Here is a 21,387-nt window from a genome sequence, read left to right on the forward strand (position 1 = left end):
GGAGTTTTGTTTTACGCAGATGATTATTACGGCTTAGTGACTTTGCGAGATTAATTCAACTACAACTTACTTTCTTTAGCCAGCGCTACTTCTAAGCTTTCGAAATTTGGCAGGACTTTAGAAATTAATCCTTCTTTATTTAAAATAAAATGTGTTGGGAATGAATTTAACTGCAAAGATTCATTCATATATGCTTTCATATCCGGAATTACAGAATATGATAAAGGTTTTCGGGCTAAAAATGCTTTTAATTGATCTGATGAATCTTCTGCCAAACTTATAAAAACAATATCTTTCCTGTCTTTGTATTCGTCCGTTAGTTTATTTACCTGCGGAAATTCTCTTATGCATGGCGTACAATGTATATACCAGCATTTTATCACGATTATTTTTCCTTTCATTGATTCGTTTGTAACCAGATTTCCATCTAAATCTTTAAATGAAAAAGGAGGAAAAACAGTTCCTTCCATCTTATAATTTTTAAAAGCATCGAAACCAATTTGATTGATTGTTGCTTTTATACTGGTATCGGTTTTTGGTTGAATTTTGAAGAGTTTATAACCATAAATTCCATCCTCAGATTTTAATCTAATTGGAATAAAGTTTCCGTTTGCCAGCTGATCTAAAAAAGTTTCTTTTGAGATTTCTTTTGAAAAAACATCTAATGCCGTAAAATCTCTGGAAAGCATAATATTTTTACTTTGATAAGAAGACCAGCCGTCAAAAGTTTTTTGAATCTGAATTGGATCTACTTCCGGATCTCCAAATTTATTTTGGGCCGAACTTATCAAAAAAGTGAAAAGAAATACAATAAGACTGAAAGTTTTCTGCATGGAATCTGAAACAATTTTTATTTGATTCCAAAAGTAGTGAAAGTTTTTTTTCATTTCTCCTTTCGCCGAAATGAAAAACTTTATAAATAAAAAAACCTGATAATAAAATTACCAGGTTCATAATGCGATCCTCAAGGAGAAAACCAAATAACAAATCTCCTTAATTCAATGCATTTATTCGAAATAAAAATAGATTAAAAAATAAATAACCAAACTCAATTTTAACCGTCCCAATTTTTTTATTTCTAATTTTCAATTTCTTTATTCTAGTTTAAAAAGTTCATTACTTTAAAAGATTTTTTGTTTCCTGATTTGTCTGTTACCACCACTAAAAACAATTGTTTAGTTGAGAAACTCTGACTCTGAAGCAATACTTCTTTATTGTTCTGAACATTTTTATGACTTACTAAATTTTGTCCTAATATGTTGAATACATCAACCTGAGCAATGTCTTCGTTTTCATTTGAAACGGATAGTGCATTGTTTTTAAAATACGCTATTGTTGCATTGCTTTTTGCCGAAATATCACCAAGAGCCAATGTTTTTGATGCTGACTGAGATGCAAAATAAGCTGCATACGCTTTCGACAATTCAGATGAATTACCACAAGAAGAAGCATCCCAGTTTACAGACCAGGTCATTAAACCTCTCAAAGCAGGATAAGGTCCTCCAGGCTGCATCGTGTACGTTCTTCCTGAAAAAGTAGTTCCTGTTCTTAAATAATTCAAAGCACTAATTCCTTCAGCCGGAGTAATATAACCACTACCCGCAGCACTTGGACAAGCAGGTAATCCTATTAGGATTTTTGATGGCGGTAAACCATCAAAATGCATTCCGGTTGTACCAATGTTATACCCTTTTACAAGCATATCTGTTAAAGCAGTCACCATATTTGCTCTCTTAGCTGAACCATAATACTGACCATCCAATGCGTTTTCTCCACCTGTATTATACAATTGCACCGCTAACAAATCCAATTCATTACGTAAGTTTTGAATGATTGGCAGGAAGGAACCAAAAGTATCTGTATAGGTTGAATATCCACCTTGTACATATTGTGTTTCCGGAGCCGCAGTTAATAAAAATCCGGTTCCGTAATATGTTTTTAATTCTTTACAGGCATCTACTATGTTTTTTAATCTTGGATAAGCAGAGATTCCCGTATAAGAAATATCCCTTAAATTTCCTGCGTTAAAATTCATCGACCCGCCTTCAAAATCTAAATCAACTCCATCAAACTGATACTCGTCAATGATTGCTTTCAGACCGTTAACAAAAATATTTTTCTGAGTTACATTGTCTAAAACAACATGTCCATTTTGTCCCCCAATAGAGACAATAACAGGAACGCCGCTGTCTCTTAAGGATTTAATATCATTTTTCAATAACTGCTTATTGAAAACGCCATTAGTCAAATACCTTGTATCGTTTGTAGTTAATACAGGTGTATAACCGTCACGATTAACTGTTTCTATAAAAGCATAATCAACTACGTTAAATTTGCTGCCAACTATTTGAGAAAAATATAAAAATGGAGCAGAAGAATTTTCCCAAGAGTGAGCATATCCTAAAATTACTTTTGAAGGAAGTGGAATAAACCTATTATTGCTGATTGGAGCAATTTTAATGGTATTGTTTAATGTCGTCACAGCAGATTTATTATCGGTTGCCTTGATAACAACTGGATAATCCTGATAAGCAGATGGTGTAAAATTATACGTATAAGTATTATTTGTACCTGCTGTCATATTAAATGTGCCTCCATTAATTGTAATTGTAACACCAGAAACAGATCCGTCACTATCAACAGCTGTAACTGAAATTGGCACAACCTGGAAAGAACTTTGGTTCACAGTAGTATTCGATGGTGAATTCCAAGTAATTACAGGCAGTGAATTAGGGCAGTTTGCACCTGAACAAGTTAATGTAAAACTATATGTTTTTGAATCTGTTGTTCCGTTTGATGCAGTAGCCGTAACGGTTAATGTATGAGAAAGCGAAAACTGATTTGCTGCCGGTGTCCAAACCGCTGTGTAAGTTCCCGAAGAATTTGAAGCACTAATGCTTTGTCCATCTAAACTAAATACAACAGATGATATTGTAGTAGCATCAGCAGCACTTAATCCAACAGTTGCAACAAAATTAATTGATGATCCTAAATTTATAGCAATCGCCGAAGCTGTTGGCGCTGTAATAGCAACCACCGGCTTAGTGGCCACTACCGCCTGTCTATTGAAATTATAAACGGTTGGAGTTGTTGGAACTGCAAAGTTGGCTAAGTTATTTGGATAATAAGTCACTTCTCCATTTTCCCATGTATTTAATTTCAAACTCAAAATTTGTGTATAACCTGCTACAACTGAATTATCAAAAGTATAATTTCCTGATGCATCTGTTGTCGCTAAAACACTTTTCCAGTTATGTGTATTATCTGTCCATGGTAAAACTATCTCTACTTTTGCACCAGCAACCGGAGTGGTTCCGTTTTTAACTGTTCCGCTGATTAGGTTTGCCAGAACTTGTGCTGATTTTGCTGTAGAACTTGTATTGAAATTATAAACCGTTGGGTTTGCAGGAACTGGGAAGTTTGCCAGATTATTTGGAAAATAAGCTGTTTCACCGTTTTCCCAAGAGTTTAATTTTAAACTTGTAACTGTTGTATAACCTGCTACAACTGAATTATCAAAGCTGTATTTTCCTTGCGAATCTGTTGTTGCCAAGACACTTTTCCAGTTGTGTGTATTATCTGTCCATGGTAAAACTATCTCTACTTTTGCACCAGCAACCGGCGTTGTTCCGTTTTTAACTGTTCCGCTGATTTTATTTGAAGTTGATACAACATCCTGAGCAAAGTTTAATGTTTTATTGGCATTCAAATTAGAATAAACCGTTGACGCCGGAGTAAAAGTTTGTCCAGTTAAGGCAGCTGTTACGGTATAATTTCCGCCAGAAGCCAAAGTCAAAGTATATGCTCCGCTTGAATTAGTCGTTGCAGTAACATTTCCTGCTGTAGAAGCTGCTGTAATTGTTACGCCAGAAACTGCAGTACTTCCGTTAAGAACTGTTCCGCTTACTGTGTAAGTTACAACTGCTGCTCCCTGGCTAAAATTCAATGTTTTGTTTGAATCTATTGCATTGTAAACTGTAGAAGCCGGCGTGTATGAAAATCCAGTTTTTGCAGCAGTAACTGTATAATTTAATCCAGCTGTTAAACCTGCAATGCTGTAAACTCCGCTTGCGTTTGAAACTGCTGTTAATGTTGAACTTCCTGAAACTGCAGAAACTGTAACACCAGAAACTCCTGTACTTCCGTTAAGAACTGTTCCGCTTACTGTGTAAGTTGGCTGTGTTCCGTTAATGACAACTCCTGTTTGGTTCACTACAACATTGGTCAAAGTTACCGGAGTAAAAGTATAAGTCGCTTTTAAAGCTGAAACTGTATAGTTTTGTCCAGAAGTTAAGCTGTTGAATGTGAAATTTCCTGTAGCAGAAACTATTGTTTGAATTACGACATTACTTGCATTACGTAATTCAACTGTAACATCTGTAACTAAAGCTGATCCGTTTTTTGCAGAACCGGAAATACTTACTGTTCCCGGAACAACGCTTCCGAAAGAAGTATCAACCTGAGTTAATAATGAATTCGGGATAGAGCCTCTTGTATCCTGAGATAATTCCCAAATCATACCTCCGGCCAGATTTTTTGATTTTATATATTGTACTTTTAAATCCATGGATTGTTTATCTTCATAAGAGATAAACTCTTTTGTTGTAGCATTATATAAATAAGGAACTTTTGTGGTATTGTCAAAATATCTTACCCATCCGGCTGAAGCTGCAGATGGCGTTACTAACATCGTATTTGGATCTAAATAAGCATGTGAATTTGTAACCGGATTTCCGACTAAATCGCAAATTTCGATACTTCCAGATTTTTCACAAGCTCCAGAACCATCCCATGTTCCTGTTGGGTTTTGCGGATTGGTGCATCCCGGAACTATATCTCTTGGCGCTGCAACAAATAATCCGTTTGTTGAATTAGTTGCAACATGATCGAATTTTTTTCCGTAGAAAGGTAATCCCATGATTAGTTTATTTGCAGGGAAGCCAATTACGTTTAAATATTGATTTGTTAATTCATCTAATGATTCAGACTGTGTTGCGCCATATAACGGATCATTTGGATTTCCGCTTGCATATAAAGGAGCATTGTAGCATGTTTTATCATACCAGTTTCCACCAAAATCATATCCAAAATACGTGATATAATCACAATAAGTAGAAATGTCTTCTGTCATTCCGTATTGAGATCTGTTGTTTGGTCCAAGATATTGCTGAGCCACTTTTCTAACATTGTTTCCGGCTGCAATAGTGATTAATTTATTTGGCATAGCCTGACGCATTGCTTTCAATAAAAGCACTAAATTTTTGTTGTCGTCCGGGCTGTATTTTTGCGGAGGAACAGGCGAACCGTTAACGATTTCTGTACCATCAGTTCCGCCGGAAAGAGGATATTCCCAATCGATATCAAAACCATCAATAAAAGGATAAGTTACAATGAAGTTTGCCATATCTGCAGCCAATGCGGCTCTTGCTACACTACTCGCAGCAATTGGAGATAAATCCTGGCCTTTTGTCCAGCCTCCTACAGAAATTAAAACTTTTAAATGAGGATACTTTTCCTTTAACTTTTTCAAGTCATAAAAGTTTCCTTTTACCGGAGCATCCCATGGGATTCCACCTTCCATATGCTCAAAATCAGCATAGGTATCCAAACACTTTAATTTTGTATTCTCCGGATGGGCAGGATCATAAGTTGTCCCATAAAAAGAATAATTTAAATGCGTCAATTTACTTCCATCAATTTTCGGGACATTGAAATCCCGGGCATAAATAGACCATTGTGCATAATATCCCACTACTTTTTTTCCGTGGGCAGGTTGTGCCAACGCAAGCAGGGGAAACAGTAACAAAAAGAGCAATCTGTAATAATGTTTCATAATTAATAAATATTGGTTAATAGAAAATAAATAATTGGGCCGCAGCAGTGCTACCGCTGGGTTTCGCTCAACACAGGTTGGAAGGCTGTGCCGATTGGAAATAAACTCAAATTAAATTCTATAGATAAATATTACTATTACTGATTCTTCATAATCATTAGCCAATAGTAGTGATTGATATTTATTTATAATTTTTAAAAAATTAATATTAAATACAAATGATAAATTTGGGACTACTCATCAATCTATACTCTTTTTTTGTCATGTTTGTGTTATTCTTTTTATTTGGTTTTTAAAAGGTTAATACTCCGTTAGTGGTTATTTTTTTATTTTATTCTGAAGATTCGAAAATGAATTAGTTTAATTTAATTACCTCTGCCAGAATGATCTGGCAGAGACAATCAACACTTTTAAAACAATAGTGGTAACTTAAACTTACTAAATACTAATTCAAACCAAACCTTTAAATTAATTTCTTTAAACTCTCATAAACTGACAACTCTACATCAGCATGATCTTTTGTATTGCATTGTTCTATCAGATTTTTCAAATCTTCTGATTTTAAAGTCGATTTTTTATCTAAAACAAGCAGTAATTCCTGAGATGCATCACTTAGTTTTTTTGACAACGGAAGAATTGGCTGTACTAAAGGCGCATTGGAACTCAACTCAATTAAACCTTTATTTATACTGATCCATTTGTTAAAAAATGATGCGACTTTTACTTTATTATCTTCTGATTTATTGTCCAGATATTGAGTTACTGCATCATTAAATGCCAGCGACTCTTTTGCATCCGGTGTACACGCATCGGCAAAAAGTGTAAACGGAGAATACATTTGATATTCTGTCCCGCCTTTATTTCTGGTGTATCCTTTTAATGGTTCGCAGACATTTGAAAACTCAGTAATAGATGCAATATTCTGATTATTGGTAATATTTCTCAGAATAACATCTTTGTTTTTAATATGAGTTATTCCTAGTTCTTCTAATCTAAAAGATACATTTTCAAGACGTTTGCGCATGCTGGCAAGATCTGTAACATTCTCTGCAGACCAAAGTCTTTCTGCAATAGCAGCTGTTCTTGGCCAGACTCTGGAATCGATTGTTGCAGGAGTTGCAAGTTCTGTCCACATTGTTGCTTCTCCGCCTAATATCCTGGCTTTTTCCTCAGCAGATAAATCTGCATTTTTTGGCATCGGATCATTTAAATAATGACTTGCAACCGGATACATTAAATCAATATAATATCCGTTTGACAAAACTGTTTTATATCCTTTTTTAACGGCATCAACTAATGATTGTCCGGCTGTCATTCCTTCATTTGGACCTCTCCAAGAATGTACAATAGCTTCTTTTGAAAGATCTTTAGTCAAAATTTCTTCCCAGCCCATTAATTGTTTTCCGTGTTTTTTAAGCATTGGGGCAAGCTCCATTGTAAAATAAGTCTGCAGCTCGTGATTTGTTTTTAAATTATGTTTCTTTTTGAACTCCTGGATTTTCGGATTGGCATCCCAATCTTTCCCTTCGTTCTCATCTCCCCCAATATGAAAATAAGCTCCGGGAAATAATGGGCATACCTCATCAAAAAGTTCACTTAAAATTTTATACGTTTTAGGATTTGAAGGATCTAATGTTGGCGAAAAAATACCCGCATTTCTTTCAATTCCATAGGTGGCGATTGCCGTACCCTGAATATTTTTTTCAGAAGTTCCTCCAGTCAGTGTAATCACTTTGCTTCCTATTTCCGGATAAGCGGTAAGTATTGCAGATCCATGACCCGGAACATCTATTTCTGGAACTATCAAAATACCGCGGTCATCAGCATATTTTACGATATTTTTAATTTCCTCTTGTGTGTAATACAATCCATCCGAAGCTAATTCGATTAATTTGGGATGTTTTTTGGTTTCAATTCTCCAGCCCTGGTCATCTACTAAATGCCAGTGAAAAACATTCATTTTCATGGCGGCCAATGCATCAATATTTCTTTTAATAACATCTACAGGCTGAAAATGTCTTGCGGCATCAATCATTAAACCTCTCCATGTAAATCTTGGAAAATCTGAAATTTGCGAAACCGGAAAGTAAAATGATTTGCTGTCATTCTGCAGTAACTGTAATAAAGTTTCCAATCCATGCAAAGCTCCTAAATCACTTGTTGCATGTATTGTTATTTTATTTGATTTTATATCTAAGCTGTAACTTTCATCTTCATATAAACCAATTTTTCCGCTTTTATCACAGTCAATCTGTAATTCAGCATTTGGAAATTCATTTAGTTTTGTAATAAAACCCTGTTCGAAAAACATACCTGTTCTACCATCCAGACGACGCAGAAAACGAGTCACTCCTCCAAAAATTCTTTGATTTGGATTTCCGGAAATATTAACTTTAAAATTTTTGGTTAAAGTAAAATTTCCATCGTTAACAACAACGTTTTGAGGCCAGGGCATAAGGTTTAACTGCTCTTTTTTTACCTGAGCACCCGCTGTTACACCCGCTAATAGTAAGAAAAATAAATATTTCATTTTTATTCTTTTTGTTCAGATGTTTTTCTCAAACATCCATTTAAATTAAAAAAAACAAAACTCAGAAAGACTTTTCTGCTTACCTCACTTATTGCTTTGAGGTCTATCTGAATTTTGCAATTTGATTCGCTCTCACCCGAATCTTAAAAAAACAACTTTAATAATCAAATCGTTTAAAAGCTTCAATAGCTTCGTATTCTGCTAAACCTAATTCGTCGTACAGAATAGCTGTATTTTTGTTGCGGTCTTCTGCCCTAACCCAGAATTCTCGCGAATCATTTCCCTGAAACATAACCCTGTCTTTTTGAGACTGGTGATATAAAATAGCATGACGTTTTAACAATACTTCTGACGGAGAAAGCGGAACTGCCATATCTATTTCATGAATATCCCACTCGTGCCAAGCTCCTCTGTACAGCCAGAGCCAGCAATCATCCATATATTTTTCTGATTTTAATTGTTTCATCGCAGCAAAAATAGCATTCAGGCAGACTTCATGCGTTCCGTGCGGATCTGCCAAATCTCCTGCAGCAAATACCTGATGCGGCTTTATTCTGGCGATAATTTCTTTTACAATAGCAATATCTTCCGGCCCTAACGGATTCTTTTTAACTTGCCCAGTTTCATAAAATGGAAGGTCTAAAAAGTGTGTGTTTTCATCTTTTAAGCCAATATATCTTGTTGCTGCGTAAGATTCTCTTCTTCTGATTAATCCTTTTAGTTTTCTGACTTCCAGAGAATCAATTTGATTTTCTGATTTGTTATTTAAAAATTCAATTACAGATTTGAAATTGATATCTTTTGGAAGATTTCCGCCAGTAAAATCATTACAAACCTCAGCAAATTTCAATGCTTCGTCATCTGTAACTGCTATATTTCCGGAGGTTTGATATACAACATGTACATCGTGACCTTGTTTTATCAATTTTGAAAACGTTCCTCCCATCGAAATCACGTCATCATCAGGATGCGGACTAAAAAGGATTACTCGTTTTTTTGCAGGATTTGCTCTTTCCGGACGATGTGAATCATCTGTATTTGGTTTTCCACCCGGCCATCCTGTAATGGTGTGCTGTAATACATTAAACATATTGATGTTTAAATCGTAAGCAGAACCTTCTTGTGCCAATAAGTCAGACATTCCGTTATTATTATAGTCACGGTCTGTAAGCTTTAAAATAGATTGGTTTGTTTTTTGACAAAGCCAGACAATCGCTTTACTTTTTAATTCTTGCGTCCAGATACATTCCCCAACAAGCCAAGGCGTTTTAAAACGTGTTAACTCTGATGCTGCAGACTGATCCAGTACAAAAGTTGCATTAGGATGATTTTGTAAAAATGTTGCGGGAACTTCAGAACTAATATCACCCTGAATGGTTCTTTTGATAATATCAGCTTTGTTTTGCCCCCAAGCCATTAATACGATTCTTTTAGATCTCATAATGGTAGAAACTCCCATGGTAATGGCTCTTTTGGGAACGTTATCTATACCATTAAAGTCTGATGAAGCATCTACTCTTGTAATATGGTCAAGTGTAATAATTCTTGTTCCGGAATTGATGTGCGAACCCGGTTCGTTAAAACCAACGTGTCCGGTACGTCCAATTCCTAATAACTGAAAGTCAAGCCCTCCAGCTTGTTTAATATTCATTTCATAGTCGATACAATATTGATTTAATTCATCAATAGAAACTGTACCATCAGGAATATTTACATTTTCAGGTTTAATATCAATATGATTAAAAAGATGCTGATGCATGAAATAATGATAGCTCTGATTGTTCTCTTTATTCATTGGATAATATTCATCCAGATTAAAAGTGATTACATTGCTAAAACTCAGTCCTTCCTCTCTGTGCATTCTCACTAATTCCTCATATACTTTTATAGGAGAAGATCCTGTTGCCAAACCAAGCACGCAAGATTTATTTTTTTCCTGCTTAGATCTAATTAACTGAGCGATTTCCTGCGCTACAATTACCGATGCTTCAGCAGAACTTTTGAAGATTTCGTTATGAATTTTTTCAAATCGTGTTTCTTCAAATTTTCCGGCGCTTTTATAGCTGATATCAGGTTTTATTTCTAAAGCACTTTTCATTTCTTTTTCTTTTTTTGGTATGTACAATTTTGGTTTTTGAAATGGTATAAGCATTTTCACTGCTTATACCATTTACTAACCAAACTTAAAATCTTATATTCTTTTATTTTTTTTAGAAGTTAGGGGCTGCTTTATCCCACCAAACTCTTGTTCCTCCATTGTCAAGGCCGCCAAGTTTAGTAACTCCTGAAGCAACACCGCCAGGGTTTCCGGCTTTTTCTGACTGAACGTAGTTAATTCTTCTTACTCCTAATGCAGTTGAAATTGTATTACCGCTGTAATTTTTAAGTACAGGGAATAATTTTGGATAACCTGTTCTTCTGTAATCAGACCATGCTTCTTGCCCTTCAGGAAAACCAGCAATCCATTTTTGAGTAATGATTTTTTGAAGTTTCACCTCATTTGTTGCTGCGGCATCCCAAGCAATTGTAACATTATTCACAGCTGCAGAATTGTTTACCGGGAAATTAGGATCAACATATGCTTTTGCCGTTTTTACATTATCAGCAATGTAAGCTGCCGCTCCTGACGCACCTCTTTGCTCGAACGACGCTGCTATCCCTGCTTCATATAAAGACTTAGCATCTCCACCCATATTCCATCCTCTTAATGCTCCTTCAGCTCTTAAGAAATAAGCCTCTGCTGTAGTAAATAAAACTACTTCTTTTGATCTTACAACAGAACCAATTCCTGAAAAATCCTGATGATCTGATTTTGCTGCTATATCAATACCTGTACGAACTCCTTTGTATTGTCCTGGAAATTGAGTTGAAGTATCAAAATAAGCGGCTAATCTCGGATCATTATATCCACCCATAATAGATTCCATATCTGCAGACATACGAATATCTAACCATGCACCACTAATTGTAGAAATAGGATTGTTGTAAACTGGTGATACAACTTTGAATAAATCAGCATTTGTTGTGAATACACCAAATTTGTGTGCTACAGCTTTTTCTGCTTGTGTTTTTGCCAATGCCGGGTTTATTTTAACAATACGCATTGCCAATCTTAAACGTAAACTATTTGCAAATTTTACCCATGCTTTGTAATTTCCACCATAACCAGACATATCTGTTGTTGCAAATGTCGAAGCTTCTCCGGCATCTTCTCTTTTAGTCAATTCTGCTACAGCAAAATCTAACTCACTAAACATTTGGTTGTAAACCTCTTCCTGAGAATCATATTCTATTGTTGATTCAGTTGATCCAAATTTAGAATATATGATAGGTCCAAAAGTATCTGTTAATCTATGCATTCCTTCTACTTTCAGAATTAATGACAAAGCATAAAACTGATCGTATTTTCCTTTAGATTTTTGAGCGATATCATACGCATTAAACATTACATTACTATAAGCATAATCCCATATGAATCCGTTCCACCCATCAACTAATGAATAGGTTGTATTATTGATTCCTCCTGCAAAACCAGTTGGAGTCGCCATATAACCAGACCAAATATCACTATTTAAGTTTTGCTGTAACTGATAAACCCACTCTGGAGTAAATACATAAATGTTATTAAACATTGGAGCAAAACCTCCTTTAATATGATTGAAGTCTTGTTGAAAAAGATCTGGTGTAATACCATTTGGATTGGTATTAATATCTTCAAAATCACCTGTACAACCTACTGCCGCAAGCAATGACATACAGATAGCCGCTTTTGTTATTTTATTTAGTTTCATGTTTTTAGTATTAGAAAGTTACATTTAAATTAAGACCGATACTTCTTGTAGATGGTTGTCCGTAAATATCAACACCTTGTAAACCTTCGCCTGTACTTAATGCAATATTTGGATCAAACGGTGCATCTTTGTAGATAAAGAATAAGTTTCTTGCTATTAATGAAACACTTGCTGTCTGAATAAATGGTAATCTTTTTGCGTTAAAATTATATCCAATAGAAATCTCTCTTACGCTAACATTCGTTGCATCATAAACATACTCTCCAGTTATACCGGCTCTACCACCAACCTGAGTGTAGTAAAGCTGGGCATCCATTGTAGAAACCGGAGTTCCGTCGCTGGCTCTAACTGCATTTACTTTTACACCACCAGCATTTCTTGCATCACCAGTTGCTTTTGATACACCAAAAGAATCATTTTGAGCCTGAGTTAAACTCATTACTTCACCTCCAAAACGACCGTCAATTAAAACATTTGCAAAGAATGACCCCACTTTGAATGAGTTAGAGAAACCAATCATATAGTCTGGATTAGAATTACCAACTTCCTGGAAATCTGTTTTTTGAATTGTTCCGTCATCATTTAACAACATTCTTCCCTGAGCATCTTTTTTGATGTTAATACCTTCAATAACCCCAAATGGTCTTCCTTCGATCAAAGCATATCTGTAGCTGTTTACTCCAGCTTCAGTTAAGTTAACTCTACCTCCTAATTCAGTAGGGATTTCTTTTACTTTATTTTTATTTTGTGAAAAGTTAACACTTGTATCCCATGAAAATTTGTCTCCTCTGAAAATTCCTGCAGTAACTACTGCTTCGAAACCTTTATTTTCTATACTACCAGCATTAATTCCATAAAAATCAACTCCTTGAGAGTTTCCTTTTGGAGCTACAACTTGTAAGTATTGATTTTTAGTTTCAGAATTATAGTATGATAATTCAAATGCGAATCTGTTATTAAACATTCTCCATTCAGTTCCAAGCTCATACTCTGATTTTAATTCAGGTTTTAGTGAAGTTCCTTCTTTTGGAGCAACTTTTGGTTTTGGATCTGTAACTCCAGGAGTATAGTAATATGTTGGAGTTGTTACGAATGGATAAACATCATTACCAACTTCTGCATAAGTAGCACGAACTTTACCATAGTTAATAAATTCTGGCATTGTCATCATTTCGCTAAGAATAGCTGTCAAACCTACAGATGGATAAAAATATCCAGCACTATCTGTATTTGCCAAAGTTGATGACCAGTCATTTCTTGCTGCAACATCTAAGAATAACATATCTCTATATCCAAAAGTTGTAGCTGCAAATACAGACTGAACTTCTTTTCTTGTATCGATAGTCTGATAATTTCCTGAATTGTTGTTGAAGTTTTGTAATGTAAACCAGTTAGCATATTTTAATCCTCCTCCAATTCCGGAATCAAGAATTGTTTTTTGATTTCCTAATGTATTTGTAATACTTGTACCAATGTTTGCATTAAAACTAAAATCCTCACTGAATTTTGTATTAATTGTAGCAATTAAATCAGCATAACGTTGTGTGCTTAAAGCATCTTCTACATAATATCTACCATTTATGTGAGAGATTGTTCCTTGTGTAGTAGCATAGATTTTTTTATCAAATCCGCTTTCTATTCTGTTATAGCTGTATCTACCAGCAATGCTTAACCAGTTATTAGCTTTATAAGTTAAAGATAATGCTCCGTTAAAGAAATTGTTTTTATCTTCAGATTTATTTCTGTTGATTCCCCAGAATGGGTTTTGCATAATATCTCTGTTTGTCATCCAGTTTTGAGCCATTAAATTTCTGTTTGGATCAAAAACTTCAAAATTATTTCTGTAATAATCAAAATCATTTCCTCTTGGCATTAAGTAAACTCCCGTAAGCGGGTTGAAATAAAAACCATTCACAGGTTTGTTGATGATGTTTTGAGAAGTATAGTTTGCATTTGCAGCAAAAAGAAGTTTATCATCAAAGAATTTAGCAGTCTGGCGAATACCAAAGTTGTTTTTCTTAATACTATTACCCGGCATGATACCTGATCCAGATGTATTAGAATAAGTAAATGCAGTAGAAGAATTTTCAGCAGCAGTTGAATACCCTACTGAAGTGATTTGAGTATTCCCAACCTGAAAAAAGTCTTTTACGTGATCTTTTGATTTTCCTGCAGCACCCCATGATTCGTCTGCTCCAGGAGCAGCAACATAATCAGTTTGGAATTTAGGCAGATAAGCTGCAGATTCAAATGTAGTTACTGATGAAACAGTAAGTGTTGGTTTTCCAGCTTTAGCTTTTTTAGAAGATAATAAGATAACTCCATTTGCTCCCTGGCTACCATATAATACAGATGCAGCAGCACCTTTTAATACCGTCATACCTTCGTAATCATCTGGATTAATAAGCGATACAACATCACCTCCGTCACGGTTTCCTGTAGAAGTACTACCAAAACTATCATTTGGCTGTCCTGAAGAACCATTATATAACGGAATACCATCGATAACATACAATGGCTGATTATTTGAAACTGAAGAGTTACCTCTAATTACTACTTTTGTAGAACCACCAGTACCACTTGAACTTTTAGTTACAGCAACACCCGCGATTTTTCCGGCAATTGTATTGATAAGGTTGGCATCTCTTACTCTTGTTAACTCTTCTCCTTTAAGTTCCTGAGCTGCATAAGTTAAAGATTTTCTTGTTTTCTTGATACCTAAAGATGTTACCACAACTTCAGTAAGCGCATTTGATGCCGCAATCTGCATTTTTACATTAATTGTAGCAGCATCGCCTACAACTATATTTTGTGTTTCAAGACCAACATAGCTGAAAACTAATGTTTGTCCTTTTTGAACCTCGATTGAGTACAGTCCGTCAAAATCGGTGGTCGCACCTTTTTGACCTCCCTGTACAGCAACAGATGCACCCGGTAATGGCATCCCATCAGAATCTGTAATCACACCTTTAACATTTTTTACCTGAGCAAGCGTAACCTGCGCAGTAAAAACAATCATAAAGATTAAGAAAATTTTTTTCATGTTTATTTATTTTGTTAGTTATGAGGTAAAATTATTCTTAAGGGATTGTTAAAAAAAATATATTATACAAACTGCACAAAATTTTAAACCAACGACATAAAACAATCAATAATCCGTTACGCGAAAACGTATTCGTTTCTATAAAAAGCAGAAAATTTCCCATTTACGACTATTTTATTCTAAAAATTTTACAATTCTTTAAGAAATTTTTAAATAAAGTAATTATCTAGTAACGTGGAATTTATATATAAAAAATCGCTTCTTCATAATTTTATCAATTAAAAAGAAGCGAAAAGTCATTAATTTAAAATACTGAAAGTGTGAATTTTAATTCCCGCACATACCCGAGGTCTTAAATTTTAAACTTGTATATTTTTTATGAATTACATCTAGCAACGAATAATCACCAAAGGAATCTTGTGCCAATTCCCAAATCATTATGCCGCCGGTATATTCTGATGCGAATTCAACTTTTTTGGAAATAGTTGGTCTTCCATTATAATATATTTTTCCTATTTCATCCTGATCTGCAAATTGTGATCCTGCTTCAACGATTTGCCCAAATGTAGAACTCGTTACTTCTGAATAAGTAAAATTATATCCATAAAAAGGAACTCCTAAGGTTAATTTTTCGCTTGGAACGTTTTGCTGTTTATGCCAGAAATCGATTCCGCTTTTCGCAAATTCAAAAGAACTGTGCTGTTCCACTTTCGTCGGACTCCACGGTCCTGTACTATCATACGCCATTATGTTTATAAAATCAAATGCATTTAGTGCGGATGCATTTATATTTGTAAATCTCGTATTATTGGGCAATGCGGCTGTTAATAGTTTTTTGTTATCCATTAAACTCTTTTTTAATTCTACCACAAAACCACTGTATCCTGTTGTGACTGCATCCCATTCGAGATCGACATCAACCCCGTCTAAATTATGATCGGTTACAAATTTTAGAATATTTTGTATAAATGCCGTACGGTTCTCAGGTTTATCAATCAATAGCGACCAATTGGCTGCCTGTTCTTCTGAAATGACTCCGCCTGCGAGCGAAATACTTACAACAAGATTTGGATTTACTGATTTTGCATATTTGACTACAGCATCAATATCACCAGCAAAAACTATATTTCCGTTTTTATCCGGATTTGCAAATGCAATATTCAAATGGGTCAATTTGCAAAACTGAATAGAAGTTATTTTGCTAAAACTATCTGTCGATAAATAACCAACTACTCTTGCAGTTTTAGTTTTTGAATATTCAGGATCATGTTCTTTCTCATTGGTACAGCTGTAAACGGAGAAAAGTGAACTTATATAAAAAAGGATGCCTAATAAGGCTTTATTTTTTATCATAATTTTTTGAATTGAATTAGAATGAAAATATGACCTTATCAGGCATAACTTATATATTTAGGATTTTATTTAGTTTGCATCCCACCAAACTTTATTCAGCCAGTCATTTGTTCCTCCCATTCTTGATAAAGCTTCGAGATAGTTTTTCTCATTTTTCTGCATCTCATCATTAGGATAATACAAACGTTTTGGTGTAACGCCGCCTGTTTCAGAATCCGGATTTGTTATCGGTATTAATACCGGGAATCCTGTTCTTCTCCAGTTTGAATAAGCTTCAATACTATTAAAAATATAAGTGATCCAAAGCTGTGTTGAAATCTGTTTCATTTCTTGTCCTGCAGCAAGAGGTTTAGCATTTAAATACGTATCGATCGCAGCCTGAGTTGCCGGTGCCGCTCCATAAATTTCTAATTGTCTGATTCCTGCTTCAACTCCTTTTTTGTAATAATCTGCAGCAGAACCTGAAACCCAGCCTCTAAATGCAGCTTCAGCAAGCAATAACTGTGATTCAGAATAACTTACATGTAAGAAAGGGGTTGTTTTTTGCTTGAAGTAAGACTGAATACCAGACGTTGAACTTGCTCCCATTGGAACTTCCCATTGAAAAAGACCTGGTTTTACTCCTTCATAAGGGGTTTCTCCTGGCTGTAATGGCGCACCCCAGGCAAGACTGCTTGTTGTTTTAGGAGTTGCATACATTGATAATCTTGGGTCTCCGTTATCTCTCAAAAAGTCAATAACCAAAGTACTAAAGTGATCTCCGTTTTCATTCCCGACAAGAGCATACGCTAATCCGTTTCCTCTAAAATCAATCGATGCCGGGTCATCATTAAATGTGGCATCTAAATGACGCATAATACAATTGTCTGCATTGCTTGTAAAAACACCTGCCGCTAAAGCAGCTTTTACTTGTTTTTCAGCTTCTGCCGGTTTAACCTCAGAAATTCTCATTCCAAGACGTAATCGTAATGTATTAGCTAATTTTTTCCACTTAGTAATATCTCCGCCATAGAACAAATCGCCTTTTACAGATCCGCCATTTGCATTCAGTTGATTATTGGCTTCTTCCAAATCATGAAAGAATGAAGTATAAATTTCTTCCTGAGTATCGTATCTCGGTGTTACAATTCCTTTTGAGAAACCTAATCCGGCCTCTGAATACGGAATATCTCCATAAATATCTGTAATACGCTGTGCAACCATTACTCTCATAATTTTAGCAACAGCATTCATATTTACAGCAGTTGGATCTCCATTTGTTTTTTCAAGAATATCGACTACATTTTTTAATTCATTTTGGTAACCATTTCTCCAAAGAGCAGTTGCATAACCGTCATCTTTTTTGAATTTGCTTCCAAATTCGGTAACGTTCCATGCACCAGCGTAATGCTGCACAAAACCTCCTGAATAAATTAGATTGGTTCTCCACTGATAGAATCCGTCACCGGACATACACAATTGCGTAAACGTAAGCTGACCAGCCGGATTTGCAGATAACGCAACCGGATCTTTTTCCAGTTCGTCAAAATTTTCGGTACAGCCTACTGAAGTAAACAATGTGAGTGCGGCTATAATTATTTGTTTAAATTTCATAATTTCTTTTTTTAGAATGCAACTTTAATATTAAAACCGTACGATTGTCTAAATGGCAATGAACCATATTCAAAACCTTGTCCGTTTCCAGAAGTATACATTGATTCCGGGTCAATATTTGGAAGATCTTTATTGAAAGTCAACAGGTTCCTCGCAAATGCCGAAACATAAATTGAACTTATTTTAGAATCTCCAAAAACACTTGATGGAATTGTATATCCTAAACTCACCTCTCTTAATTTCACATAAGATGCATCGTAAACAAATGGCGCTGGTGAGTTGTTGAATACTGTATTCCAGTAATCCTGAGGATTAATTGGTTTTGTATTTTTAACATAAACCGGATTTGCAGCTGTACCTGTGTTTACCACACCTTCGGCAACATAACCCGCTGTCGGAACCCATGTAGACTGGCTAAAGTTTGGATCGTTTGCAATTGCTTCTGCTCTTGCATGGTTGTAAGCATCTCTTCCATCTGTGGTGACATCTAAAAGTCCTTTTGTAGCCGCTAATGAATTGGTCATAGAATATACATCCATTCCAAATTTCATATCGATCAGGAATTGAAGTGTAATACCTTTGTATGTAAATCTGTTTGTTAAACCGGCAGCCCAGTCAGGAAGTCCTTTTCCTAATGCTACTTTTTCATCTGTAAATAATGGCAAACCATTTGCTGCCACTACTTTATCTCCATTTTCATTTCTTAAGAAATCTCTACCCATAATAGTTCCGTACTGACCGCCAACCTGAGCCACAACAGCTGCTCCGGCCCAACGAGCTTCAGAAATAGTATAAGTATTAATATCCGGATGCAATGAGATAATTGAGTTTTTGTTTTTGGAGAAGTTCAAATCAATTCCCCATTCAAAATTATTTGTTTTTATTGGAGTACCGGTTAAGAATACCTCAATACCTTCGTTACGTAATTTTCCGGCATTTACAGAAATAAATTCATATCCGGATGTTGCAGATGAAGGTAAATCAAGTGTCTGATCTGATGTATCTTCACGATATACTGTAATATCAGCTCTTAATCTGTTTTTGAAGAAAGCCGTTTCAACTCCAAACTCAATTCCTGTTTTAGACTGATAAGTTAAATTAGGATTTGGTGCTGCAGTGTTTTTAATGTTTACCACACTCTGTCCGTCGTAGGAAGAAAATGTCGTATAATTTAATCTATTTTTATATGCTCCCGGTGAGTTTGAAACCTGTGCCCACGATGCTCTCAATTTTCCGTAAGAGAAAGTATCATTTTGAATATTAAGCGCATCAGAGAATACAAAACCTAATGAACCGGCAGGATAAAAAGCACTTTCATCTCCACTGTAGATCACACTAAACCAGTCATTTCTTCCGGTAAACTCTGCATATAAATAACCTTTATAATCTAGTTTTGCAGATCCGTAAACTGAATTAGTTCTTGTTTTAGTTTCAACAGGCGCATTTTCAGTCTTATTAACAAAATTGCTGATATATTCTGTACCCGGTTCGATAATTTTTGTTCCAAATCGTGAGTTTTGTTCTCTTCTGAAATCTCTTCGGGCGGTACCTAATATTCCTGAAAAAGTCAAGTCGTCTGCCAGTTTAATATCGCTCAAAGTAGCAATGATATCAGTATTCATTTCTGAAACATTGATATTGTTTAAACCAAGATAACCTTCATCTCTTCCCGGCCATGTACTTCCGGCTGCCATAAAATCTTTTGAGCTGAAAGTATATGTATCTAAACCAGTTCTAAACGTTAATGCCAGCCATTTTTTCAGCTGATACGTTCCTGTAACATTTCCTATAAAACGATTTTTTACCGAGGTGTTATGATTTTCTTCTGTTACAAAATACGGGTTCAATAAATAAACATTGCTGTTCCAGGGATAAATCTGTCCTGTTTCTTCATTTTTATAATTTTTCAGCCAGGCCTGATCAATGTTTGGAGCTAAACCACTTAATGAATATCCAACGTTGTTAGGAGAATCTCCTAAAGCTGGTCTGTTATTTGTGTTTTCAGCGATATAATTCACATTGGCATCTAATGTAAATTTTTCTGCTTTTAATGTCGCATTCAAAGTAGCATCATTTCTTTCTAATCCGGATCCCGGAACAACGTCATCATTTTTAAGGTTATTGAAACCAAAACGAACAAATCCGCTGTCATTTCCTCCGGAAACAGCAACTCCGTTTGTTGTTGTAAATCCGGTTCTGAAGAAATCCTGAATATTGTTTTCTACTCTTGCATAAGGTCTCATTGAGCCATCAAATATTTTTACCTGCTGTCCTGCTGATTCAGAAAATTTAGGTCCCCATGCATTTGTGGTATAACCATAAATTTCTGTTGGCGCTTTTGAAGGATCCGGCAGAGCACCATTTGAACCCGTTCCATATTCTGTTTGATAATCAGAATATTTCGCGTTCACTCTGTCAAAATTTACTCCGCTTGTTAATTCTACACGAAGTTTACCTTTACTTCCTTTTTTAGTAGTTATTAAAATTACACCATTCAAAGCTCTTGAACCATACAAAGCCGCGGCAGCTGCTCCTTTAAGTACCGTTAAACTTTCAATATTGTTTGGGTTGATGCTGGAAATACCATCTCCGTTATCACGGCCGTCAAACCATTTACTTGTTGCTGCCTGGTCATTGTTTAAACCAGAGTTGTCAATAGGAACACCGTCTACAATGTAAAGGGGCTGATTGCTTTCGCCAATACTGGAAATCCCTCTAATAATAACTCTCGTACTTCCGGCCACACCCGTTGAAGGTATAGAGACATCAACACCGGCAACTCTTCCTGATAAGGCGGAAGTTACATTGGTTGTAATAGCTTTATTTAACTGATCTCCTTTTACATCCTGAACGGCATAACCCAGTTCTTTTTTCTGTCTCTTAATCCCTAATGCGGTAACAACAACTTCATTTAAATTTTGTGCATCCTGAGCAAGCACAACATTTACAGTAGCAGAAGATCCAACTGTTACGCTCTTAGTTTTAATACCTATATACGAAAACAAAAGAACATCTCCCGGAGATGCCTGAATCGTATATATACCGTCATAATCCGTTTGACTTGCCGTTTTTGTACCCTGAATAAGAATACTTACTCCCGGAAGCGGCAATCCATTTTGATCGCTTACCAAACCTTTGACTGTCTTTACCTGCGCAACAGACAACTGCGCCGTAAACACAACCATAAGGATTAACATAATTTGTTTCATTTTTATCATGGTTTTGATTGGTTAAGCGATAAATT

Annotated in this window: 9 protein-coding genes; all 9 read right to left on the reverse strand. The window is 35.5% G+C overall.

Translation table 11 applies throughout. The annotated features are described in order from the left end of the window. Positions 1–59: 59 nt before the first annotated feature. Positions 60–833: a TlpA family protein disulfide reductase gene (locus tag ASE21_RS00865; protein ID WP_057121148.1), complete on the reverse strand. Its 774-nt coding sequence runs from the start codon at positions 831–833 to the stop codon at positions 60–62. A gap of 266 nt (positions 834–1,099) precedes the next feature. Next, on the reverse strand, positions 1,100–5,833 hold the full coding sequence (gene chiA / locus ASE21_RS00870; protein WP_057120677.1) for a T9SS-translocated chitinase ChiA: 4,734 nt from the start codon (positions 5,831–5,833) through the stop codon (positions 1,100–1,102). A gap of 463 nt (positions 5,834–6,296) precedes the next feature. After that, positions 6,297–8,363, reverse strand: a complete 2,067-nt coding sequence (locus ASE21_RS00875) for a beta-N-acetylhexosaminidase (RefSeq protein ID WP_057120678.1) — start codon at positions 8,361–8,363, stop codon at positions 6,297–6,299. A gap of 157 nt (positions 8,364–8,520) precedes the next feature. Further along, the gene (nagB, locus tag ASE21_RS00880; protein WP_057121149.1) at positions 8,521–10,461 is read right to left on the reverse strand and encodes a glucosamine-6-phosphate deaminase; all 1,941 of its coding nucleotides are present in this window, start codon (positions 10,459–10,461) and stop codon (positions 8,521–8,523) included. Between the two features lie 112 nt (positions 10,462–10,573). Next, complete coding sequence (locus tag ASE21_RS00885; protein ID WP_057120679.1) at positions 10,574–12,154, reverse strand: RagB/SusD family nutrient uptake outer membrane protein; 1,581 nt, start codon at positions 12,152–12,154, stop codon at positions 10,574–10,576. A gap of 10 nt (positions 12,155–12,164) precedes the next feature. Then, positions 12,165–15,197, reverse strand: a complete 3,033-nt coding sequence (locus ASE21_RS00890) for a SusC/RagA family TonB-linked outer membrane protein (protein WP_057120680.1) — start codon at positions 15,195–15,197, stop codon at positions 12,165–12,167. A gap of 327 nt (positions 15,198–15,524) precedes the next feature. Next, entirely contained in the window at positions 15,525–16,550 is a 1,026-nt protein-coding gene (locus tag ASE21_RS00895; protein WP_057120681.1) for a glycosyl hydrolase family 18 protein, read from the reverse strand. 69 nt (positions 16,551–16,619) lie between these two features. Beyond that, positions 16,620–18,143 carry a SusD/RagB family nutrient-binding outer membrane lipoprotein gene (locus ASE21_RS00900; protein WP_057120682.1) on the reverse strand — a complete coding sequence of 508 codons (1,524 nt, stop codon included), beginning with the start codon at positions 18,141–18,143 and terminating at the stop codon, positions 16,620–16,622. Positions 18,144–18,154: 11 nt separating this feature from the next. Beyond that, positions 18,155–21,352 carry a SusC/RagA family TonB-linked outer membrane protein gene (locus tag ASE21_RS00905; RefSeq protein WP_157848765.1) on the reverse strand — a complete coding sequence of 1,066 codons (3,198 nt, stop codon included), beginning with the start codon at positions 21,350–21,352 and terminating at the stop codon, positions 18,155–18,157. Between the last annotated feature and the right edge of the window lie 35 nt (positions 21,353–21,387).

It is taken from the genome of Flavobacterium sp. Root901, from assembly GCF_001429765.1.
Taxonomy (GTDB): domain Bacteria; phylum Bacteroidota; class Bacteroidia; order Flavobacteriales; family Flavobacteriaceae; genus Flavobacterium.